The following is a 20,148-nucleotide window of genomic DNA, read 5'->3' as shown; positions in this document are numbered from 1 at the left end:
TCCTCGAAAAGCTTGGTGAATATCCTGAGTCTGCCGATGAAAGATCGCGCAGGAGTGCGGTCATATGGAAAACAACTGGCCCGCGCGATCATGGCCGTCGCCTATGCCACATAGACGTAGCGCGTGCCAGGCCATTACCTGGTTGCTGGTGATCACAGGTCGCTCGAGCACCCGCTCAATTTCCGCGATAACGGGTAGCGTACGAATCGCTGTGCAGCTGATGAAATATGCGTCCGCATCCTCGTGCTTCGCGTGGATCGCCAAGTCCAACCACGTGCCAGGCTCGACGGCATACATTTCCTGCGGATGGGAAAGACCCAATGCCCGAACGGATAAAGTCTCGACGCCGAAATGGGAGAGAAACCGCACTTCCCGCTCGTTGATTTCATCCACGTAGGGCGTAATCACCACCACCTTTTTCGCATTCAGAGCACGCAACGCATTAATGATCGCCTGCGCGGTAGTCGTCGCCTGCGTTGCTGTACTAACGCTAATACGCTGACACAGGCTGCTATCCATGGCTGGATCCCACGTGGAAACAGCTGTGCAATGGAATACAATCAGTGACGGCTCCGTGTCGGCCAGCAAAGCCGCTGCGTGTTCGACACCCTCAGTCATCCCGAGCAACTCTTCGCGGCTGCTACCTTTGAGCGGTAGCCGCGTTACGTGGATACCTACGTCGTACGGCAGGATTGCCCGGAGTTCTGCTTCAGCCGCGATATTGCCCGAGGGCAACAGCACACCCACCCGGGCACGTTTTCCGTATGCGATCGAGTCAATCGTCATTCACGCCCCCCGCATACCGAGAAGGATGCGCTCCTCGATTTCTTCGTACCGCTCGTGATCGTTCTGATGCTGCGTCATGAGCGAAACAACGATACTGACCAGGAAACTTAGCGGCACGCAGACGAGTGCGGGATTGCGCATGGCCAGAGGTGCGGTGGCGTGCTTCAGTACGTCAACCTGGATGGTGGGCGAGAAATAGATAAATAACAGGCTTGCCAAAAGGCCGGCCAGCATGCCGCACACTGCACCCGCGGCCGTGTAGCGCTTCCAGTAGATCGCCAGAAAGATCGCAGGGAAATTCGCAGCGGCTGCTACCGCAGTTGCAAGCCCGACAAGGAACGCCACGTTCTGGCCTCTCAGTACGAGCCCAAGCACAATGGCGACAAGCGCAAGTAAAACGGTAGAAAGACGTGCCACCAGCAGGGTTTCCCGTTGGGAGCTACGGCCCTTCCTGATAACCGTACCGTAGAGGTCATGCGCGACTGCTGTCGCTCCAGTAATCAGCAAACCCGATACGACCGCCAGAATCGTTGCAAACGACACCGCCGAGACAAACCCGAGGAACGACACGCCACCGAGCTTCTCGGCGAGTAACGGTATCGCCATATTGCCCCCCTTATCCATGGCCCGTATTGCAGTTGCGCCCACCAGTTGCATTGCTGCAAAGCCGAGAATAAACGTCAACATGAGAAACACACTGATGATCGTCGTCGCGTAGACGAGAGACTTGCGCGCGGCGCGTCCATCCGGGACCGTGAAGAACCGCATGAGCACATGTGGCAAACTTGCCACGCCCAAGGCAAGTGCCAGGGCAACCGATACTGCATCCAGTGGGTTCGAAATCAACCGCCCCGGCGAAAGGACCGCAGCACCGTGCTGTGCGCCAGCGGCGGCGAGAAGGTTCACTGGATTGAAGCCAAAATACGAAAGGGCTATGACGGTCATCCCGACCGCAGCCAACGACATCAATACTGCCTTGATAATCTGGACCCAGGTAGTCGCAAGCATGCCACCAAAGATGACGTAGACAAGCATGAATCCACCAATGATCCAGATCGCGATGTCATAGTCCATTCCAAAAAGGAGATGGATCAGATCTCCAGCGCCGACCATCTGCATCACCAGATAGCAAATGGTAATTCCCAGTGTGGTAATGCCCGTAATGATGCGGATCCTGGGCGAGTCGAGGCGGTACGCGAGAACGTCTCCGAACGAATACTTACCGAGATTGCGCAGTGGCTCGCCAAACAGGAACAGCATGACAGGCCAACCCATGACACCACCGATCGCATAAATGAGGCCATCAAAGCCGGCCAAGGAGACAAGACCGGATATACCAAGGAAGCCTGCCGCAGCGACGAAGTCGCCAGCTAATGCGATTCCATTCTGAAACGCTCCAATACTTCGACCTGCGGTAAAGAACTGTTCCGCGGTCCTGGTTCGCCTCGATGCCCACCAGGTGATGACGAGAGTAGAGGAAAGAAAGAGAACGAAGAAAACAACCGATACAGCGTTAGCGCGACCGCCTGCAAAGTTCGCTTCCATCTCAACGGCCTCCTTTTGCCAACCGGCGCACCGCCGCGTCGTGTACACGGTTAACCCATGTGACATATCCGAATGTGAGAACGAGAGCGAACGTGACCGCGGCTACACCAGCGAGAATGGCAAGCGAAAGTCCAGGCACAATCTGTACGGACAGTGCTTCCTTGAAAAAAGCGATTGAAAGGATAAAAAGGAAGTAGGCAGTGAGCATCAGAACCGTCAACCCAAGGGCAACATGCTGATGGCGACGACCAATGGATCGCAGCGTTTCGGGCGGTGGAAGTGCCGCAGCTGAAGATGTAGTGATCTGCACAATCGTCTCCTGTTAGCAGAACTTATATGATTGGCTACCGGCTCGATGGTGCCGCATATCATTAAGTGAATATTTATTACTAGCTATCTAATTTTCAGGGCTGGACTATTGCCTGCCGAATCCATGCGGTTCGAGCCATCCTATGTTTGATTCAGGTCAAACGAGGTGCGTTGATTCTGGCATCGCAACCGCAATCGGCGCGAGAAATTTCCAAAAGTTGCTGTATTTGCAATCAGTGTGGCGGGATTTTGTCGGTGTTTTCCCGTATATGACGCCCAGGTAACATGACTTTCTGCGAGATTATTGACTGTACACGGACAATCATTGCACTATTTGCAACTCGACATGAAAACGGTAGCCACAGCATTACGCATCCTGGATCTGTTCGCCGACGGCGCGGGACAGCGATCGGTAAGCGAAATTGCGGACCATTGCCAGCTTCCACGAAGCCAGGTGTCCCGCATCCTGAGCACGTTTGGACGGGCAGGATGGCTGGACCAGGATCCCAAGACCCGGCGGTACTCCGTGGGACTGCCCGCCTATGTGGTCGGGTCCAGATTTGTTCAGTCTCATCCGCTCACGAAGCATGCCATTCCGCTTTTGCGCGGTATCGTCGATCGAAGCGGTTTCAATACCACCCTTTCGATTCTCGATCATCTGAAGCCTCTATATCTGCTCGGCATTGCGGGCCCGGTCCCCGTTGACCTGTCTTCAGCGTTCGGTTCGTATTTTCCGTTTCACGCAACGGCTGCTGGGAAAGTACTTGCCGCATTCGCACCCCCTGACGTACGTGAGCGAATGTTGCAGGAAACGACACTCGAGCGGATAACGAGCCGGACCATCACTAATCGGGAACAGCTTCGGCATGAAGTCGAAGAGGTGTTCAGACGCGGTTATGCATCGTCGGACGGCGAACGGGTACCGGGTATGGGCGCACTTGCCGTTCCTGTCATTACCCACTCGGGCCAGGTGGCAGCAGCGATCGGTAACGCGTTCCCAACCAGCATGGTCTCAGTCGATGATCGTGAATACCACGTAGAAATTCTCAAGAGCGGAGCACGGTCGCTTGTAGAGCGAATCGAAGGACCCTTGTATCCGCATCGGCGGTGACTGATGCTGATTTCCACCGACACGCTCGATGAGAGAGAGGCAGATTTATCTTCGCAGCATCAGTGAGGATCGTGGCATGGTCACAACGACCGGGGACGCAGCCCGTCTCCGCGTCCGTCAACGTCGCGTAGCGCCGAGGTGGCTGGCGCCACACAATCGGATCAAATTTTTCCCGGACCGCCAAAACTTTGGTGGCATCACCACCATGGCAGCCTTCTGTTGGGCGGGTTAGATACCACACCATGGGGACGCGAAAAAGTGTTTCGCGCGTCCAGGCGCTCCACTCCACCGAAACATATGCCATCGCGCATGAGCGTATTCCAATGCCAACACAGATAGAGAAAATGGAAGCGCATGCCGGTCATTTACTCGACGTATTCATCGGATTGCGCGAGAGGTATGCACTGCTCCACCCAATGCTCTTCGACCAAGGGACAATCGGCGCCCGTGGCTCAGGGGAGCAGTCCCGAGGATTTGGAATCCTGCGCCGTTCACTGTTTTTGTCGTGTGCACAGGACATTGCCAAGCTGAGCCTCGATGCGGACGAACGTACGCCGAGCATCCTCAAGATCATTAACGCTCTGGAAGACGAATCACTGCGACGCGAACTTGAGGACCGGTACGCGCGCTGGGTGCTTCCTCCGATCGAGGACGAAGCGGACCCGTAGATCGTTCACGCATTGAGACGGCTAGAAGAACACGAGCGGCTCGAACGGCGAGATCAGTTCCTGGAGCACTATCGGGAGCTTCAACGCTTGTGGCTTGAGCTCTCGGCCTGTCAGGCCATGCACGGCTTTCGCACAGTTCGGGACAAGATTTCAGCGCACACGGAGGTTCGGTACGTCGCCGACAAGTACCAACTCGTGGATATCGCGACCTTGGGGATCAAGTGGGGCGATCTGAGATCCACCATAGCCCGAATGCAGAGAATCATTGAGCTTATAGGCCTCATCGTCCGCAACGCGGGATTCGCGTAGGACTCATTCGAGGCACAGATTTCCGATGCTGCATCCAGGTTCTGGGGCGCCAATGCCTAGCCGGCGCAGACCGGCCTCTAACTCGAAATTTCCGAAAACCATCGTGAAAGACAGCAAATCGCAACACGAAAGCGACGGCTCGCGTAAGCATGGCCGAGCAACTCCTTCGCAACCACACCCAAACAGGTCACTAGCCTTCTCCGTACCGTTCGAGGGAAGCCCGGATGGCCCGGCGTCCGAGTCCGCGCTCTGCGGCGATAATTCATAACACCACTGCAGCCTCAGACGATGCCGACAGGTATCCTGGCTTTACGACGCAATTCGAGACCATCGGCAAGGACGCGAGGGACGCACTATCGATACAACACTGCGCCCCCCGAGATAACCTGCTTCGCGCGGCAACGTCCGTCGCTCGGCCCAGCTCCGACACATCCGGACTCGTCAGACTTTGGCTAGCCGAGCAGTCGCTCCGGCACATCGGACGCGCCGTGAACGCGTTAGCAAAAGAAGATCGCGCGCGTGTGTTCCACGCGAGATGCGCTTCCCGGAAGATGGGGGAACGTTCTTCGCCATTTGCTGGGTTGGTGTGTCCACGAATGCTGCACCGTAGAATCCGCGTAGGCCGGGGGTGAGCGTCTTAACTTGATCCAACTTGGTTGTCCAGCGCTGCGCTTATCCTTACGTCGCATCGTGGACTATAACGGCCATCCATCGGAGATGGCCGCCGCCCCAAACCTCTCAATAGCCAGGCGTGCGTCCCGCGCCGTTGCCGTCCAACGGGGCAACCCCAACTTCTCCATGATTGCCGAGCCTAGGCTTTGCGTTGATAACCCGTCTTCAGCGCTTCGACTACAAGTTCGACCGCCCGCGACGATTTACGGCGACTCGGGTAATAAACGTGGTGTCCGACGAACGTCGGATACCAGTCTTCAAGCACCCAGCACAACTGCTCCGCACAGACCTGACCCTCGACGAGGTCCTTGGGCACATACGCGAGACCGATGCCGCGGAGTGCCGTGTCGACTATCTGGTACACGTTGTTAAACGTAAGCTGTCGCCGGCCTTTGAACAACAACTCAAAAGCTGACGACATCACAGTTTTAAAGCTCAAATCGCCCGCCTTAAGACAACCGGCTTTCCCCCCATCGTCTGTTTCGTCATCCACGCGGCAAGCGCCGAATCCAGGTAGTCAGCGTGTCCCGGAAACCAGTTGTACAGATGCATGCCAATGTCATGCACCAGCCCACAACCGGCCTGCCCTGCTTCGACCGCTGCTTTAACGTCCCGGACCGACTTCAGCACGGCTTCGTGCTCGTCGATGTGACAATCGCGCGGGGGAAAGTTTGTCGTGCGCATCCATTCGTCTTCCTGTTCGAAATGGCTGACGGCGTGTTTTTCGAATTCCTCGATCGCGGCAAGGGCGCTCGCATCGGTGCAGGTCACGAGCCGTAGCGCGACTTCGTAGAATTCCTTGTGCACGTCATCCATCGGCGTGAAACCGAGTAGCCGTGCGTCTGACCACACAAGGCTGTTGTCACTCTCCCGCACAGGGGCTTCGACGTCTTTCAATACAGAGTCTGTCATGTTCGATCAATCCGGCTTTATCAACGGCTATATCATAGCCCGTCACCGCGATCCTGTGGACCAGTCGCCGCTTGCCGTTGGGCGTACGACCGTCATCGCCTGCCTGGGGAGCACCACAGAGAACGCATCGAAGAGGAACTCAGCATGTTTATTTATATTAGGGATCGATAGTCGTCATTCAGCCAAACTTCCGACCTACGTACTTTCCCGGATGCCACAAAAAGGTTCTTGCTAATTTAACTAGATCTCTAATATAGTTGAGCAACACCTGTTGATAAGGCGATCTCTCGCCGGGAGACATTACATGCTGACCCACCAAGAAAACGAATTGCTGTGCCGCGTCGAGGGCGATGCCCCGATGGGCCAACTGATGCGCCGACACTGGACGCCGGTTTGCCTCATCGAAGAGGTTAGCGAGCCGGACGGCGCGCCGGTGAAAGCGCGCGTATTTGGCGAAGACCTCGTCGTGTTCCGCGACTCGGAAGGCAACGTTGGTGTGCTGGACGAGTATTGTCCGCACCGCCGTGCATCGCTCGTCTACGGTCGCAACGAAGACTCCGGCTTGCGCTGCCTGTATCACGGCTGGAAGTTCGACGTCGCGGGCAACGTGCTTGAAATGGTGTCCGAGCCTGCAGCCAGCTGCATGACCGACAAGGTCAAGCACAAGGCCTACCCCGTGCAGGAATGGGGAGGCATGGTCTGGGCGTACATGGGCCTGCAAGACGCCATCCCTGAATTCGTGCCGCCGGCCTGGGCGCCGACTGCCGACACCCGCGTGAGCATCGCGAAAGCACTCCTGCCGTGTAACTGGGCGCAAATCCTCGAAGGCGCGATCGATTCCGCGCACAGCTCGAGCCTGCATTCGTCCGACTTCGTGCCGGCACGCGTCGGCGGCGCAGAAGCGACCGACAAGAACTGGCTGCGCCCCTCCACCGACAAGGCCCCACGTCTGCAGGTCGAGCGCACCGACTACGGCTTCCGTTACGCCGCGCTGCGCCGCCCGATCTTCAACGCCAACACACACGACTACGTGCGCTCCACGGTGTTCGTGGCGCCGGGGACGGTGCTGATTCCGCCGAACAATCTGTACAACGTTGCGAACATCAACGTGCCGATGGACGACACGAACACCGCGTTCTATTTCATCGCCTGGGGCGATCCGGAGACGACGCCGGAAAACGAAACGTGGCGCAAGTTCCTGCGTCAGCAGGTCGGTATTGACCTCGATCAGTACTATCGCCCGTTGCGCAATCACGACAACCGCTTCTGGCAGGACCGCCAGGCGATGAAGGCTGGCAATTTCACGGGTATTTCGGGCTTCCCGAACCAGGACATCGCGATGTGGGTCACGATGGGTCCGATTGCGAACCGCTCGGACGAGCGCCTCGGCGGAAGCGATCTTGCCATCGTCGAATTCCGTCGCCGCATGCTCGATGCAATCACCGAGTTCCAGCAGGGCGACGGCGCCATCGGCACGGGTGCGAAGGCAATTCCCAAGGAGGTCTGCTCGTACCAGGCTGTCGTGCCGAAGGAAATTGATTGGCGCACGTACGCCGCGCGTTACGTCAGCAAGAAGAATCCGGAACCGGCCGACCAGCCGTCGGCGCTCGCAACGGACTATCAGGTCAAGCAATAACGGGAGGCACACGGCCATGAAGCAGCGCCGTTTGCGCATCGGGGTCGCGGGACTGGGACGGGCATTCTCGCTGATGCTGCCGACCTTCCTGCGCGACTCCAGAGTCCAGCTCGTCGCTGCGTGCGATCCGCGTGACGAAGCGCGGCGGCAGTTCGCCGCCGACTTCGCTGCGCCCACCTACGCGGACGTGGCGGAGCTGGCGAATGATCCCAACGTCGAGATCATCTACGTTGCAAGTCCGCACCAGTTCCACGCGCAGCACACTGAAATTGCCGCGGCAAAAGGCAAACACGTGCTGGTCGAAAAGCCGATGGCGCTCGCCGCCGCGGACTGCGACCGGATGATTGCTGCATGCCACGCAGCGAACGTGCATCTGATTGTCGGCCATTGCCACAGTTTCGACACGCCGTACCTGCGTACGCGGGAATTGATCAGTCTCGGCGATTTCGGGGCAGTGAAAATGATCCAGGCCGTCAACTATACTGACTACCTTTACCGTCCCCGCCGGCCCGAAGAGCTGGCGACAGCCGAAGGCGGGGGCGCCGTCTTCAGCCAGGCAGCTCACCAGGTCGACATCGTGCGAATGCTCGCCGGCTCGCGCGCGACGCGGCTTCGGGCCAGTGTGGGACGGTGGGATCCGTCACGCCCGACCGAAGGTGCTTATTCGGCGCTGATCTGGTTCGAAAATGGTGCTTATGCGTCGCTCTCGTACAACGGCTATGGACGCTTCAACACCGACGAGTGGAGCGGCTGGATCGGCGAAATGGGCGATCGTACGAGCCCTGACACGTACGGAAGCGCGCGCCGCCGCTTGGAAACGCTCGCATCCTCTGGCGACGAGGCCAGGCTCAAGGCCGCCGGCACCTACGGCGGATCGGCATACAAACCGCCGACAGCCGCCGCTGACGAGCCGCAGCGATTTCATCAGCATTTCGGTCCGGTCATCGTCTCGTGCGAACGCGCGGACCTGCGACCGCTGCCCGACTCGATCGTCGTCTACGGCGATGAGCGTCGGGAAACGCTTCCGCTGGCTGCACCCGCCGTGCCGCGCGCCGAGGTCATCGACGAGTTATATGGCGCGGTCGTCGACGGACGTGGGCCACTACACAATGGCGAGTGGGCGAAGGGCACGCTGGAAATCTGTATAGCGATTCTGAAGTCGAGTGATACAGGCACAGATGTAACGCTTTGATAGTCCTGGGTAAGCGCACAAGCCCTCGTTTTGAACTGAGCCGTCTACAGTTAAAACGAGGGACTTTTTTGTCTGCGCTTCCGGCCCTCTGGACCGGCGGAAATCCGGCAATCGGCGCCGACCCCCACTTTAGGGGGCACACGTGCGCGGCCACCCCGTCACCCGGCAAACTCCGCGAAGCGAAGTGAAAAATCAATCGCCCTGACGTTCTTCGTCAACTTACCTAGCGAAATACGGTCCACGCCGGTCTCGGCAATGGTTCGCAGCGTCTGCTCGGTCACACCGCCCGAGACTTCAAGCTCGGCGCGCCCTGCGGTGACACGCACAGCCTCGCGCATCGCCTCAATCGAGAAATTGTCGAGTAGAATCGCCGCAGCGCCTCCAGCCAACGCTTCCTTTAACTCATCGAGCGTCTCCACCTCGACCTGCACCGGCACACCTGCACCCAATGCTTCAGCGGCGCGCAGCGTCGAAGCAATGCCGCCGCCCGCCGCGATGTGGTTTTCCTTGATTAAAATGCCGTCGTACAGCCCCCGGCGATGGTTTTCGCCGCCGCCCACACGAACCGCGTATTTTTGCGCCAGGCGCAATCCGGGAAGCGTTTTTCGCGTGTCGAGAATCCGCGCAGACGTGCCTTCGACGATCCGCGCCATCAAGCTAGTCTCGGTGGCCACCCCAGAAAGCAACTGAATGAAGTTGAGCGCAGTGCGCTCGGCGGTGAGCATGCCGCGCGCCGGACCAGCGATCCGACAGACGGCCTGCCCTTCGTGCATCTGTTCGCCCTCGCCGCTCAACCATTCAATCGTGATGCGCGGGTCGACCTGTTGGAGCGTCTCGTCAAACCACGGTCTGCCGCACAACAGGGCGGGTTCGCGCACGGTCAAGACAGCTTCGGCTGACGTGTCAGGGTTGATCAGTAGCGACGTCCGGTCGGCCTCGCCGATATCTTCCGCGAGCGCATCGCGGACGTTGCGCGTCATCGCCGCGCGGGTCATTCCATCCATTCCAGATCCGTATTTTTTTAGCGAGGGAGCAGCATGCCGTGGCCTGCCGTCGTGCCTGTCGGCGACCTGGCACGCCTGCCAATATTATTAGATCTTTAATAAATTTGCTACTTGGGAATGACCTCTAGCGCTGGGCCGCACTTCAATCCTGACCGATTTCTTCCCCGCGCACTGCGATCAGATTGCCTACTTCCCGAGTCGACGGAATGCGCAGCGCCGGGTCATCCGACTCGGCTTCGTCGCGCGCCATATTCTCGATGATCGTCAGCAAGACCTTCCGCGCCACGTTGATCTCGGTGGTCTTCAGGCCCCTGACGCTAATTTCGTTGACCTCTTCAGCGAGCGGGACGAGCTTCTTTTTCAGACTCCGGCCACGTGACGTGAGATAGACGTGCGTGTTCTTGCGATTGCCGGGCTCGTAGCGGCGCTCGACATAGCCCAGTTTTTCCATTGCCGACACCGCACTGAACGTGGTGGGTGTGGTGGTCCCGGTTTCGTCGCTCAGCTCCTTCTGCGTAAGCCCGTCGGTGACCCATAGCACGCGCAGGTACGCCCAGTGGCCAAACGAGACTTCATGCTGCGCCAGGCGCATTTGCAGACCGCGAATCATCGCGCGGCCCGCATCCTTCACCAGGTGAGCGAGACGATCATCCGGAACCGCCTCGCGCCAGTGCCGCAGAATAGGGTCCTCGCTCATGACCCCGCCCTTGCCCTTGCCTGCAGTACGTCCTGCTGTCATGCCTTCCTCGCTGTTATTGTGACCAGACCGGTGACAATCATAGCGCTTTAGCCCGCGCGAGAGGCACTGGACCGCAGCGCTCGGACCGCTCAGAAGGTGCGCCTGGTGCAATGTCCGCACCGTGCCGCGAAGTCGCGCACCCGGTGCCTGCCGGATGCGCGACGGTACGAGCAACCGCAGCGAGAGAATCAGATCTTGAATCGCTCGAGGCTGGCCGGGTGGAACAGTTCGGCAGGCTGCAGGCGACGGCTCGACAGTCCCTCGGCGTGGTGCTGCGCGAGGAACCGGTCGATCACGTGTTCGTTGTTCGCGAATCCGTACGACCAGAAATCGTGTCCCATCAGCCGCCGCGCATTGCGCAACTGATCCTCGATAAACGGCAGCGTCACCTTGGTCGCCGAGGTGTCACTCAAACGGGCCAGCGCTACTTCCTTCGATTGCTCGAACGCCTTCGCAATCGCGCCGGGCAGCCACGGGTGCTGATCCGCGAGCGTCTTTCGAATGCCCAGCGTGTGCATGATCGGGAAGAGCTTTCTGCGCTCGTACCATTCGGCGGCGCTTTTCTGCGGATCATCGAAAAGGTACTTGACCTTCGGGTGCCCACGGTCGAAGCACGACGGCGCGCGCGGTCCAATCACGCCGTCAATCTCACCGTCGGCCAGCAGATTCGAGATCGTCTGCCCCTCGGGGGCGCTTTCGAGCACGACCCCTTCAGGCAGCTTGAGCGCAATCTTCTCTACGCGCGTCGGATCCTCGTAGCCGCCGCGCACCCAGTGGATATCCGACGCCTTCACGCCATATTCCTCTTCGAGAAAGAGCCGCACCCATACGTTGGCGGTGAGCTGGTATTCCGGCACGCCGATGCGCTTGCCCTTCAGGTCCTCGGGGCGGTCGATCCCGCGGTCGGAACGCACGTAGATCGAGCTGTGCCGGAACGCGCGCGACGGAAAGACCGGCACCGCGATATAGGGCGATGTCCCCGCGGCCGTCTTGACCGAATAGCTGCTGAGCGAAAGTTCGCAAATGTCGTAGTCCGCGTGCCGGAACGCACGAAAGAAAATTTCCTCCGGGTCCTGAAGCATGAACACGGGATCGACACCGTCGATCTGGACGTCGCCATCGATCAGCGGCCGCATGCGGTCGTAGTTGCCTACGGCGATGGAAAGTTGAAGCTTGCTCATTCCTGCTCCTGTCTGACTGTCAAAATGCGGTCCGTCGCGTGCAATGTCACGCGCCGGATCGCTGTGCCTGCCGCTCGCGCGGCACGCCGAAGAAGACGGCAATGCCGCCGATGAAAACGAGCGCCGCAACCAGCAGGATGCCGGCCGAGAAGCTGCCGGTCACGCTCTTCACCCAGCCGAGGACGATTGGTGCGAAGAAAGCGCCCACTTGACCGAGACTGCTGATCACGCCGATCCCGCCGGCGGCTGCCTCGCCCGTCAGGTAGTTCGGCGGGATGGTCCAGATAATGGCCGCCGCCGCGAAATAGCTCACCGCAACGAGACTCAGGCACACGATGGCGGCAACCGAGTTGTGCGTCAAAATCGTCAGCAGCACCGCGCCGGTGGCGCCTGCCGTCGTCGACAGCACGAAGTGCCAGCGGCGCTCGAGCCGCAGGTCGGAACTGCGTGCGATCAGCAGCATGGCAACCGCGCCGACGATGTAAGGCAGCGTCGACAGGAAGCCGATCTGCAACAGGTTGGAAACGCCCGACTGTTTGATGATCGTAGGCGTCCAGTAGTTGAGGATGGTTCCGCAGATGGGCACCGTAGCCCAGCCCGCAGCGATCACGTACACGCGCGGGTCGCGCAGTGCGGCGAGGAGCGTGCTTGGCGAGTTATGCGGCTTGCTGCGACCTTCCTCGTCGAGCGCGCCAATCACGATTCGCTTTTGATCCTCGGTCAGCCACCTCGCATCTTGCGGCCGGTCGATCAGGTAGAAGTAAGCAACGACACCCGCAATCACGGCAGGCACGCCTTCAAGGAAGAACAGCCACTGCCAGTTGCGAAAACCCCAGACGTCCATGAAGTTTTGCAGGATGAACCCGGAAAGCGGACCGCCGACAATCCCCGCAACCGCGATCGCCAGCAGGAACCGCGACGTGATACGAGCGCGACGCTTCGACGGGTACCAGTACGAGAGATAGAGGATGATGCCGGGCCAGAAGCCCGCTTCGGCCGCGCCAAGGAGCGTCCGGGCGAGATAGAACTGCCATGGAGCCGTCATGAACGCCATGGCAGTGGAGATGGCGCCCCACAGCAGCATGATCCGCGTGACGGTCTTGCGGGCGCCAATGCGCCGCAACAACAGCGTGCTTGGCACTTCGAGCAGGATGTAGCCGATAAAAAACAGACTCACGCCGAGCCCGTACGCTGCGTCGCTCAACCCGAGATCGTGTTTCAGCTGCAACTGCGCAAAGCTGACATTGACGCGATCGAGGTAGTTGAGGACCCAGCACAGGAACAGAAAGCTCATGAGCCTTAACGTGATCTTGCGGTATGTCGCCTCCTCCGCCGCCGTGTCGGCTACGGCAGACAGGGATATGTCCCCGGAGTGCAACGTTGAATGCGCCATGACTGAATGTCTCCGAATTTCGCTCTGGATACCGGCAGGAATCACTTTCCTCTCACCGCATAACTAGAGATCTAATATTCAGGTTACGGTGACTTCATGTCGCTGGCAAGCGAGGGTTTATACCGAGAGCGGGATTGCAAAGAATCGATTTTTTTGACTTGCATAATTAGATATCTAGTAATATGATACCAGCCATGTTGACGCAACACAAAACCAGGTCAGTTAGAAGGAGACAGGCATGACTACCCCACAAGAAGACGGTTTTCTTCGTCTGAAGATTGCAAGTAAGGAGAAGATCGCCCGTGACATCTGGAGCTTTGAGCTGACTGATCCGCAGGGCGCGCCGCTGCCGCCATTCGAGGCAGGCGCCAACTTGACCGTGGCGGTGCCCAACGGTTCACGACGCACGTATTCACTTTGCAATGACTCGCAGGAGCGCAATCGCTACGTCATCGCGGTGAAGCGTGACAGCAACGGACGCGGCGGCTCGATAAGCTTCATCGACGATACGTCCGAGGGTGACGCCGTGGAAGTCTCTTTGCCCCGCAACGAGTTTCCCCTCGATGAGCGCGCAAAGTCATTCATCCTCGTCGCGGGCGGCATCGGTATCACGCCGATGCTGTCGATGGCGCGGCAGTTGCGAGCGGAAGGCCTGCGTTCGTTCAGGCTGTACTACCTCACCCGCGATCCGGAAGGCACAGCGTTCTTCGATGAACTGACAAGCGACGAATGGCGTTCGGACGTGAAGATTCATCACGATCACGGCGACCCGTCGAAAGCGTTCGACTTCTGGTCCGTATTCGAGAAGTCGAAGCCGGCGCAACATGTGTACTGCTGCGGTCCGCAGGCGCTGATGGATACGGTTCGGGACATGACCGGCCATTGGCCGTCGGGCACGGTCCACTTCGAAAGCTTCGGTGCAACCAATACGAATGCGCGCGAAAACACGCCGTTCACAGTGCGGCTCTCGCGCAGCGGCACGTCGTTCGAAATTCCCGCCAATCGCTCGATCCTCGAGGTGCTGCGCGACGCGGATGTGCGCGTACCGAGTTCGTGCGAGAGCGGTACCTGCGGCTCGTGCAAGACAGCGTTGTGCTCAGGGGAGGCGGATCATCGAGACCTGGTGCTGCGCGACGACGAGAAAGGAACACAGATCATGGTCTGCGTGTCGCGTGCGAAGTCCGCAGAGCTGGTTCTCGACCTTTAAGTATCGCGGAGCAAACACTTACGCTTCGCTCAAAGTGGGGCGGCACTCTGAAACAGCTCGCCAGGTGACGTGAGGCTGCGCTCGGAGAAGGCCGGGCCGGCGCGGAACAGGTGCGAGATCTTGGCCCCGTGGCTTTTTGAGTGGTTTCCCGGTCACGTGGACTACCTCGACTCAGCTCTGGCGGCATGGATGACGAAGCAGATCGTGGGTGGTAAGCCTGTCGTGTTTAGACGATCGATTTGATTACGCGTGAAATTCTGCCTGGAAACCTCCTCGATTACTCTGAAGCGCAAATGAGCACAAGCGTCAATCCTATCTCGGCGCCGTATTGCCGCAGGACTTACCTGTTCATGGCGCGCCTCACGTAGTCATCGAGAAAGACAGGCGGTTTTGACGCGTGAAACGGCAAACCGCAAAACAGCCTCACGCAATACTGTTCGAACAATCGAACAGGCAGTACACGTCCCGCAGGGTCGCCGTGTGGACCACGCACCAGCTCGAGTCATCTTCCCTGCACAACGTCCCAACACGCGGGCGTTTCTATATCGCGTCTCGGCGATACCATGAGGCGCATGCTCCGCACAACATCCGCATAGTGTCGGTAGAAAACGGGGCTCACCGGCGTACATGACAGCGATCGTGAGTCGATGAGAAGCGATGTCGGGGAGTGAACGTGTCTTTTTGCCTCACGCAGCTAGCGGTTGAGCATGCCACGGCCGGCTTCGAACGCGTTCTGTCTGGTCGACTGGAGAGGACCGGCCAGCTCAGACCGATTTTGCGCAGCTTCGACGCATTCATCTGTCATTCACATCGTGAATGAACACCATTTGCGCTATGTCGTTGCGATGATATCCAGCTAAGCCGACAATGTTTCCACGTCGAATATCCCGGCGACATCGGCGCGGATGGCATGGCCGCAGCCGTGCCATGTCCGCCAGCCAATCAAGAGGAGACATCCAGTGGATCATCAAACATCAGCGCTTCAATATCTGACCGGCTTTGCAAATGAATGCGCGACCGAAGCACTGCCTGGCGCGCTGCCGGCAGGACGCAACTCGCCGCAGCGTGTTGCCTACGGTCTTTACGCCGAACAGATCTCCGGCACGGCATTCACCGCACCGCGCCACAGCAACCGCCGCTCGTGGTTGTACCGCATCCGGCCCACTGCCGTTCACCCGCCGTTCGAGCCGTTCGCGAACACACGGTGGCTGAGCCGCTTCGACGAAGTGCCGACCCCGCCCAACCAGCTTCGCTGGAGCCCGCAGCCATACCCTGATGCGCCAACCGACTTCATCGACGGCATCGTCACGATTGCGGGTAACGGCGGTCCAGCAGTGGGCACGGGCGCCGGCATCCATCTGTACACGGCGAATCGTTCAATGCATGACCGATTCTTCTACAACGTCGATGGCGAACTGCTGATCGTGCCGCAGGAGGGGCGACTCTTCATCAGGACCGAATTCGGGGCACTCGATGTCGAGCCTCATGAGATTGTTGTGATTCCGCGTGGCGTGCGCTTTGCGGTCGAACTGCCGGACGGACGTGCGCGTGGCTATATCTGCGAGAATTACGGCGCATTGTTCAGGCTACCCGACCTCGGACCGATCGGCTCCAACGGTCTTGCGAACCCACGCGATTTTAGACCGTTTCACCATGGATCATCACGCTGGAGGCGCTGGCGCCGTATCGCGTGCCGTTCGGGCGACCGACCGACGACCCGCAACCGCTTCCCTACCTCGACTCGGCGCGACAACGTGCAGAAGGCTCGCTCGACATCGTGCTAGACCTCGAAATCGAAAGCGCCCGCATGCGCGAAGCTGGCCTGCCAGCAGCGCAGGTGACCCGCACGAACTACCGGCACGCCTACTGGACAGTCGCGCAGATGATCGCACATCACACCGTCAACGGCTGCAACCTGCAACCAGGGGATTTGCTTGGGATGGGGACGCTGTCCGGGCCGACTCCCGATCAGGCAGGCGCGCTCCTCGAGACGACCAGTGGCGGCAAGAAGCCGCTCGCGCTTGGCAATGGGGAGACGCGCACGTTCATCGAGGACGGCGACGCAGTCGTGATCCGTGCATGGGCGGAGAAGCCGGGCGCGGCGAGAATCGGTTTCGGAGAGTGCCGCGCCACGGTGCTACCAGCACGGAGCGAGGCATGAAGCTGTACAGCTATTTCCGCAGCTCGGCATCCTATCGCGTGCGGATCGCCCTGCACTTCAAGGGGCTTTCCTACCAGTATGTACCTGTGCATCTGGTGCGCAACGGCGGCGAGCAACTAATGCCCGCCTACCGCAAAATCAATCAGGATGCGCTGGTGCCGGCACTTGTCGACGGGAGCGATGTGCTCCTGCAGTCGCTCGCCATCATCGAGTATCTTGAGGAAACGCATCCCGAGCCACCGCTGCCGCCGCGCGATCCGCTAGCGCGTGCTTATGTCCGCTCAATCGCGCTGCAGATCGCGTGCGAAATCCACCCGCTCGACAACCCGCGCGTGCTGAAGTACCTGAAAAACGAAATGGGCGTGAGTGATGAGGCGAAGACCGCTTGGTACCGGCACTGGGTGGAAGCTGGGTCCTCGACACTGGAAGAACGACTGGCAGGCGATACCCGCACCGGCCGGTTCTGTTATCGCGACAATCCAACCGTGGCCGACCTGTTCCTGATCCCGCAGGTATTCAATGCGCAGCGCTTCGAGATCGATACCCGCCAGTATCCAACCATCCAGCGCATCTACGATGCTGCGCTGAAGCTGGAAGCGTTCATGCGCGCGTCGCCGGGCAGCCAACCAGATGCGGAGTGAGCGTAGTCGTTTCCTGCTAACCCAGTAATTGGCCAGAACAATACGAATTGCCTCGAACGCATGTTTTGCGTTCGAGGCAATCCTGAAGTGGCCAGGCAAACCTCACGCAGCTACGGCAGGCAGTCGATCCAATGGAATTGCCACGTCGGCAAGTGAAACGGCGTCGACCGGCTTTGCCTTCTTGATCAGTTGCTTTGCGTGCTTGAGATCGCGCGGGGCATTCACGGACGCAGCAGCCACAATGCGCCCACCTTCCAGCTGAAACAGCGAAAAACTGTGCGCGGATGGGTCGCCTCGAACTACCTGTTCCCTCCCCGGCGAGAACAACCCCACCATCTGGATGTTCAGATCGTACTGATCCGACCAGAACCAAGGCAGATCGTCGTAACTGACGGGATCGCCCGCCATTGTTCGACCCACCGCGATTGCCTGGTTCTGCGCGTTCGCCCACGACTCGAGCCGAAGTCTGCCCTGCCGCCACGAAAGCGGCATGCAAGCCACATCCCCCGCGGCAAAGATAGTCGGGTCAGACGTCGCCCCGGTTTCATCGACGACGATGCCATTCTCGACATGAAGCCCCGCGGCCGCGGCGAGTTCGATGTCGGGAGCTAACCCGACACCCAGCACAATCAGGTCGGCGGGCTCGATGCGTTCATCACTGGCTGCCAGCGTCGCAATCAGCCGGCCATCATCCGTAGTGTGAACGCCAGCCAGCGAAGTCTGCGTCCGCACCTGTACGCCATGCCCGACGTGGGTGCGCAACAGGTAGTCCGACATAAACGGTGGCAGCGATCGCGCACAAACCCGTTCGGCGTACTCCAGCAACGTGACGGACATCCCGCGCGTGCGTGCCGCCGCAGCCACCTCGAGCCCGATCCAGCCACCGCCCACGACCAGCGCGTGGCCGCCTTCACGCATTCTTGCCGCAATCGCTGCGGCGTCCGCCAGCCTACGCAACGTCAGCACGCCGGGAAGATCGTTGCCCGGAAACACCGGTCGGCGCGCCTGCCCCCCCGTTGCTAGGGCAAGCCGGTCGTACGGATAACGGCTACCGTCAGCGCAAACGACCTGCCTTGCGGCGCGGTCGATGGCGTTCACTCGCTTTCCCAACTCGACGCGGATATCCAGCTTCTCATAGTCTTCGCGCTCGAAGACCGGCGAATAAGCCTCACCGGTACCGAGCAGACCGGCCTTTGACAACGGCGGACGCTCGTAGGGCAGATGCGACTCGTCGCCAAGCAGCGTTATCGTCCCGGCGAATCCGGCTTCGCGTGCAGACCGCGCCACCCACGCGCCAGCCTGACCGGCTCCCACAACCACAATGTTCGTGCTCATGCGCCCTCTCTCTCCCATCCGGCACCGCTTTCGACAGTCTCACCGTTGGCTTGCCCGCCGGCATGAAGCGCCATTGCGCTGCACCCACCGCTCACAGTGCCACCAGCACGTCCTGGCCTTCCACGCGAACCTTGAAGCACGACAGTGCAACCTTGCACGGTGCGCCTACCGGAGCACCCGTGCGGATATCGAACGTGCCCTCGTGAAGCGGACATTCAATCAGGCCACCGTCGACAATCAGTCCATCAGCCAGACTCGCCTGGCCGTGTGTGCAGAGGTCCTGGGTGGCATAGACGGTGCCGTCGAGACGATAGAGACACAACGCCTGGTCCCCGACTTCGACACGCAGTGTGTCGCCCTCAGTGATCTCGTCGACAGTTGCAACCTGTTTCCACTGTTCAGTCATACAAGTCTCCAACGCCCGCCATCATGAAGGGCGGGCATCCGTACTGTCTCAGGCCGACATCAACTCGAGGTAGTGATTTTCCATGTGATACAGGGCTTCTTCGAGAGGCGACATCGGGCCGGGCGTGAAGAATTTTGAGCCGGCCGAATTCTGCAACGACTCGACCATGACTGCGTCTTCCGCAATGATCTGCCTGACGAACTCGCGATATTTTGCGAGCTCCTGCTCATAATTCGGAATATCGAACGCTTCCGGCGGGAACATCAGATAGCAGATGATCCGTGTGGTGTCGGGCGTAACCGGCCACACATGCCACGCGCGGATACTATCTGAGCGCATCGACAGATTGAGGTTCGGGTAAATGCCAGCCTTGCAGGCAATGCCGGAAGGCTTGTCCGTAGCCCACGGTAGCGTCGGGAATACCTGCTCGCCGCTCTTCGAATGTGGCCGTGCTTCATAGCTGGTGTGCCAGCCGCCATCTTTCTCGAGATGAAACTTGAGTTGTTCGCCCTTGACGAAACCGCCGAACGTATTCCGGTGGATAACGCCCACGTGGTAGATGTCGATCAGGTTCTCGGTCAAAAACTTCCAGTTGCACTTGACGTCGATGACCACGCGATCGGCAAGCTTGCACTCGTCGGTCCGGAACCACCATAGGCTGCGCTCATACGGCTCGATAAATTCTTCGAACGGCACCGGCTCCTCGGCGAAATTGACAAACACCCATCCACGCCAGACATGGCTCGTCACGCGCCGCAACGATGCTTGCGAAAGATCGACATCGCACGCCTTCATGCCAGGCGCAGAAATGAGCTTTCCATCGATGCCATACAGCCATGCGTGGTACGGGCAGCTGAATTCTTCCAGATTCCCGCAGCCGCTCGCGACTTCCACACCGCGATGCAGGCACTGGTTCATGTACACGACGATTTCATCTGTGG

General features: G+C 59.4%; 16 protein-coding genes and 5 pseudogenes. 9 read left to right on the top strand and 12 right to left on the bottom strand.

Annotated elements, in window-relative coordinates:
- Positions 1 to 60 precede the first annotated feature (60 nt).
- From BFE01S_RS06855 to BFE01S_RS42775, 3 genes are read right to left on the bottom strand one after another with little or no spacing between them, the layout of a single operon-like run.
- Positions 61 to 786: a maleate cis-trans isomerase family protein gene (locus tag BFE01S_RS06855; RefSeq protein WP_028224841.1), complete on the bottom strand. Its 726-nt coding sequence runs from the start codon at positions 784 to 786 to the stop codon at positions 61 to 63.
- Positions 787 to 2,331, bottom strand: coding sequence for a solute symporter family protein (locus tag BFE01S_RS06850; protein WP_028224840.1), 1,545 nt, complete (start codon positions 2,329 to 2,331; stop codon positions 787 to 789). It abuts the gene before it with no gap.
- 1 nt (position 2,332) lies between these two features.
- Positions 2,333 to 2,641 (bottom strand): DUF485 domain-containing protein, encoded by a 309-nt coding sequence (locus tag BFE01S_RS42775; RefSeq protein ID WP_161795619.1) that lies wholly within the window; start codon positions 2,639 to 2,641, stop codon positions 2,333 to 2,335.
- Between the two features lie 345 nt (positions 2,642 to 2,986).
- On the opposite strand from BFE01S_RS42775, the gene BFE01S_RS42770 reads away from it, so the two are divergent.
- Together BFE01S_RS42770 and BFE01S_RS45700 are read left to right on the top strand one after the other, a co-directional pair.
- Positions 2,987 to 3,751, top strand: coding sequence for an IclR family transcriptional regulator (locus BFE01S_RS42770; protein WP_146123805.1), 765 nt, complete (start codon positions 2,987 to 2,989; stop codon positions 3,749 to 3,751).
- A gap of 242 nt (positions 3,752 to 3,993) precedes the next feature.
- Positions 3,994 to 4,728 (top strand): annotated as a pseudogene (locus BFE01S_RS45700) (AbiU2 domain-containing protein).
- An 811-nt stretch (positions 4,729 to 5,539) separates the two neighbouring features.
- Here BFE01S_RS45700 and BFE01S_RS06835 read toward each other — a convergent pair.
- Both BFE01S_RS06835 and BFE01S_RS06830 read right to left on the bottom strand, forming a co-directional pair.
- Positions 5,540 to 5,800: pseudogene (locus tag BFE01S_RS06835) on the bottom strand (LysR substrate-binding domain-containing protein); the annotation flags it as partial.
- Between the two features lie 35 nt (positions 5,801 to 5,835).
- A complete protein-coding gene (locus tag BFE01S_RS06830; RefSeq protein WP_028224838.1) occupies positions 5,836 to 6,312 on the bottom strand; it encodes a bacteriohemerythrin in 477 nt (158 codons plus the stop codon).
- Between the two features lie 304 nt (positions 6,313 to 6,616).
- Between BFE01S_RS06830 and BFE01S_RS06825 the strand changes: the two genes are divergently transcribed.
- Both BFE01S_RS06825 and BFE01S_RS06820 read left to right on the top strand, forming a co-directional pair.
- Complete coding sequence (locus BFE01S_RS06825; protein ID WP_028224837.1) at positions 6,617 to 7,948, top strand: Rieske 2Fe-2S domain-containing protein; 1,332 nt, start codon at positions 6,617 to 6,619, stop codon at positions 7,946 to 7,948.
- A gap of 16 nt (positions 7,949 to 7,964) precedes the next feature.
- Complete coding sequence (locus BFE01S_RS06820) at positions 7,965 to 9,140, top strand: Gfo/Idh/MocA family protein (RefSeq protein ID WP_028224836.1); 1,176 nt, start codon at positions 7,965 to 7,967, stop codon at positions 9,138 to 9,140.
- A gap of 158 nt (positions 9,141 to 9,298) precedes the next feature.
- On the opposite strand, the gene nadC is transcribed toward BFE01S_RS06820, so the two are convergent.
- From nadC to BFE01S_RS06800, 4 genes are all read right to left on the bottom strand, one after another.
- Complete coding sequence (nadC, locus tag BFE01S_RS06815) at positions 9,299 to 10,144, bottom strand: carboxylating nicotinate-nucleotide diphosphorylase (RefSeq protein ID WP_028224835.1); 846 nt, start codon at positions 10,142 to 10,144, stop codon at positions 9,299 to 9,301.
- A gap of 142 nt (positions 10,145 to 10,286) precedes the next feature.
- Positions 10,287 to 10,883 carry a MarR family winged helix-turn-helix transcriptional regulator gene (locus tag BFE01S_RS06810; protein ID WP_028224834.1) on the bottom strand — a complete coding sequence of 199 codons (597 nt, stop codon included), beginning with the start codon at positions 10,881 to 10,883 and terminating at the stop codon, positions 10,287 to 10,289.
- Between the two features lie 188 nt (positions 10,884 to 11,071).
- The gene (locus tag BFE01S_RS06805) at positions 11,072 to 12,064 is read right to left on the bottom strand and encodes an ABC transporter substrate-binding protein (RefSeq protein ID WP_028224833.1); all 993 of its coding nucleotides are present in this window, start codon (positions 12,062 to 12,064) and stop codon (positions 11,072 to 11,074) included.
- Between the two features lie 46 nt (positions 12,065 to 12,110).
- Positions 12,111 to 13,457 (bottom strand): MFS transporter, encoded by a 1,347-nt coding sequence (locus tag BFE01S_RS06800; RefSeq protein ID WP_028224832.1) that lies wholly within the window; start codon positions 13,455 to 13,457, stop codon positions 12,111 to 12,113.
- A gap of 238 nt (positions 13,458 to 13,695) precedes the next feature.
- Here BFE01S_RS06800 and BFE01S_RS06795 point away from each other — a divergent pair, with 238 nt between their 5' ends.
- From BFE01S_RS06795 to maiA, 5 genes and pseudogenes are all read left to right on the top strand, one after another.
- Complete coding sequence (locus BFE01S_RS06795) at positions 13,696 to 14,664, top strand: PDR/VanB family oxidoreductase (protein ID WP_028224831.1); 969 nt, start codon at positions 13,696 to 13,698, stop codon at positions 14,662 to 14,664.
- Between the two features lie 71 nt (positions 14,665 to 14,735).
- Positions 14,736 to 14,907 (top strand): annotated as a pseudogene (locus BFE01S_RS45695) (hemerythrin); the annotation flags it as partial.
- Between the two features lie 662 nt (positions 14,908 to 15,569).
- Positions 15,570 to 16,304: pseudogene (locus tag BFE01S_RS37685) on the top strand (homogentisate 1,2-dioxygenase); the annotation flags it as partial.
- 2 nt (positions 16,305 to 16,306) lie between these two features.
- Positions 16,307 to 16,825: pseudogene (locus tag BFE01S_RS37680) on the top strand (fumarylacetoacetate hydrolase family protein); the annotation flags it as partial.
- Positions 16,822 to 17,466: a maleylacetoacetate isomerase gene (gene maiA / locus BFE01S_RS06780; RefSeq protein WP_028224829.1), complete on the top strand. Its 645-nt coding sequence runs from the start codon at positions 16,822 to 16,824 to the stop codon at positions 17,464 to 17,466. The pseudogene BFE01S_RS37680 and the gene maiA, both read left to right, overlap by 4 nt.
- Before the next feature lie 102 nt (positions 17,467 to 17,568).
- Here maiA and BFE01S_RS06775 read toward each other — a convergent pair whose 3' ends face one another.
- From BFE01S_RS06775 to BFE01S_RS06765, 3 genes are all read right to left on the bottom strand, one after another.
- Positions 17,569 to 18,801, bottom strand: a complete 1,233-nt coding sequence (locus BFE01S_RS06775; protein ID WP_028224828.1) for an NAD(P)/FAD-dependent oxidoreductase — start codon at positions 18,799 to 18,801, stop codon at positions 17,569 to 17,571.
- A gap of 91 nt (positions 18,802 to 18,892) precedes the next feature.
- A complete protein-coding gene (locus BFE01S_RS06770) occupies positions 18,893 to 19,207 on the bottom strand; it encodes a non-heme iron oxygenase ferredoxin subunit (protein WP_028224827.1) in 315 nt (104 codons plus the stop codon).
- Positions 19,208 to 19,255: 48 nt separating this feature from the next.
- Positions 19,256 to 20,131 carry an aromatic ring-hydroxylating oxygenase subunit alpha gene (locus BFE01S_RS06765; protein WP_281177394.1) on the bottom strand — a complete coding sequence of 292 codons (876 nt, stop codon included), beginning with the start codon at positions 20,129 to 20,131 and terminating at the stop codon, positions 19,256 to 19,258.
- Positions 20,132 to 20,148 lie beyond the last annotated feature (17 nt).

It is taken from the genome of Paraburkholderia ferrariae NBRC 106233 (assembly GCF_000685035.1).
Lineage (GTDB): Bacteria > Pseudomonadota > Gammaproteobacteria > Burkholderiales > Burkholderiaceae > Paraburkholderia > Paraburkholderia ferrariae.
This window is presented reverse-complemented; position numbering and strand designations above follow the sequence as displayed.

What these genes read in the sequence shown, in the direction of transcription:
- BFE01S_RS06855 (WP_028224841.1), bottom strand. Translation starts at nt 786, where the DNA reads ATGACGATTGACTCGATCGCATACGGAAAACGTGCCCGGGTGGGTGTG.
- BFE01S_RS06850 (WP_028224840.1), bottom strand. Translation starts at nt 2,331, where the DNA reads ATGGAAGCGAACTTTGCAGGCGGTCGCGCTAACGCTGTATCGGTTGTT.
- BFE01S_RS42770 (WP_146123805.1), top strand. Translation starts at nt 2,987, where the DNA reads ATGAAAACGGTAGCCACAGCATTACGCATCCTGGATCTGTTCGCCGAC.
- BFE01S_RS06830 (WP_028224838.1), bottom strand. Translation starts at nt 6,312, where the DNA reads ATGACAGACTCTGTATTGAAAGACGTCGAAGCCCCTGTGCGGGAGAGT.
- BFE01S_RS06825 (WP_028224837.1), top strand. Translation starts at nt 6,617, where the DNA reads ATGCTGACCCACCAAGAAAACGAATTGCTGTGCCGCGTCGAGGGCGAT.
- BFE01S_RS06820 (WP_028224836.1), top strand. Translation starts at nt 7,965, where the DNA reads ATGAAGCAGCGCCGTTTGCGCATCGGGGTCGCGGGACTGGGACGGGCA.
- nadC (WP_028224835.1), bottom strand. Translation starts at nt 10,144, where the DNA reads ATGGATGGAATGACCCGCGCGGCGATGACGCGCAACGTCCGCGATGCG.
- BFE01S_RS06810 (WP_028224834.1), bottom strand. Translation starts at nt 10,883, where the DNA reads ATGACAGCAGGACGTACTGCAGGCAAGGGCAAGGGCGGGGTCATGAGC.
- BFE01S_RS06805 (WP_028224833.1), bottom strand. Translation starts at nt 12,064, where the DNA reads ATGAGCAAGCTTCAACTTTCCATCGCCGTAGGCAACTACGACCGCATG.
- BFE01S_RS06800 (WP_028224832.1), bottom strand. Translation starts at nt 13,457, where the DNA reads ATGGCGCATTCAACGTTGCACTCCGGGGACATATCCCTGTCTGCCGTA.
- BFE01S_RS06795 (WP_028224831.1), top strand. Translation starts at nt 13,696, where the DNA reads ATGACTACCCCACAAGAAGACGGTTTTCTTCGTCTGAAGATTGCAAGT.
- maiA (WP_028224829.1), top strand. Translation starts at nt 16,822, where the DNA reads ATGAAGCTGTACAGCTATTTCCGCAGCTCGGCATCCTATCGCGTGCGG.
- BFE01S_RS06775 (WP_028224828.1), bottom strand. Translation starts at nt 18,801, where the DNA reads ATGAGCACGAACATTGTGGTTGTGGGAGCCGGTCAGGCTGGCGCGTGG.
- BFE01S_RS06770 (WP_028224827.1), bottom strand. Translation starts at nt 19,207, where the DNA reads ATGACTGAACAGTGGAAACAGGTTGCAACTGTCGACGAGATCACTGAG.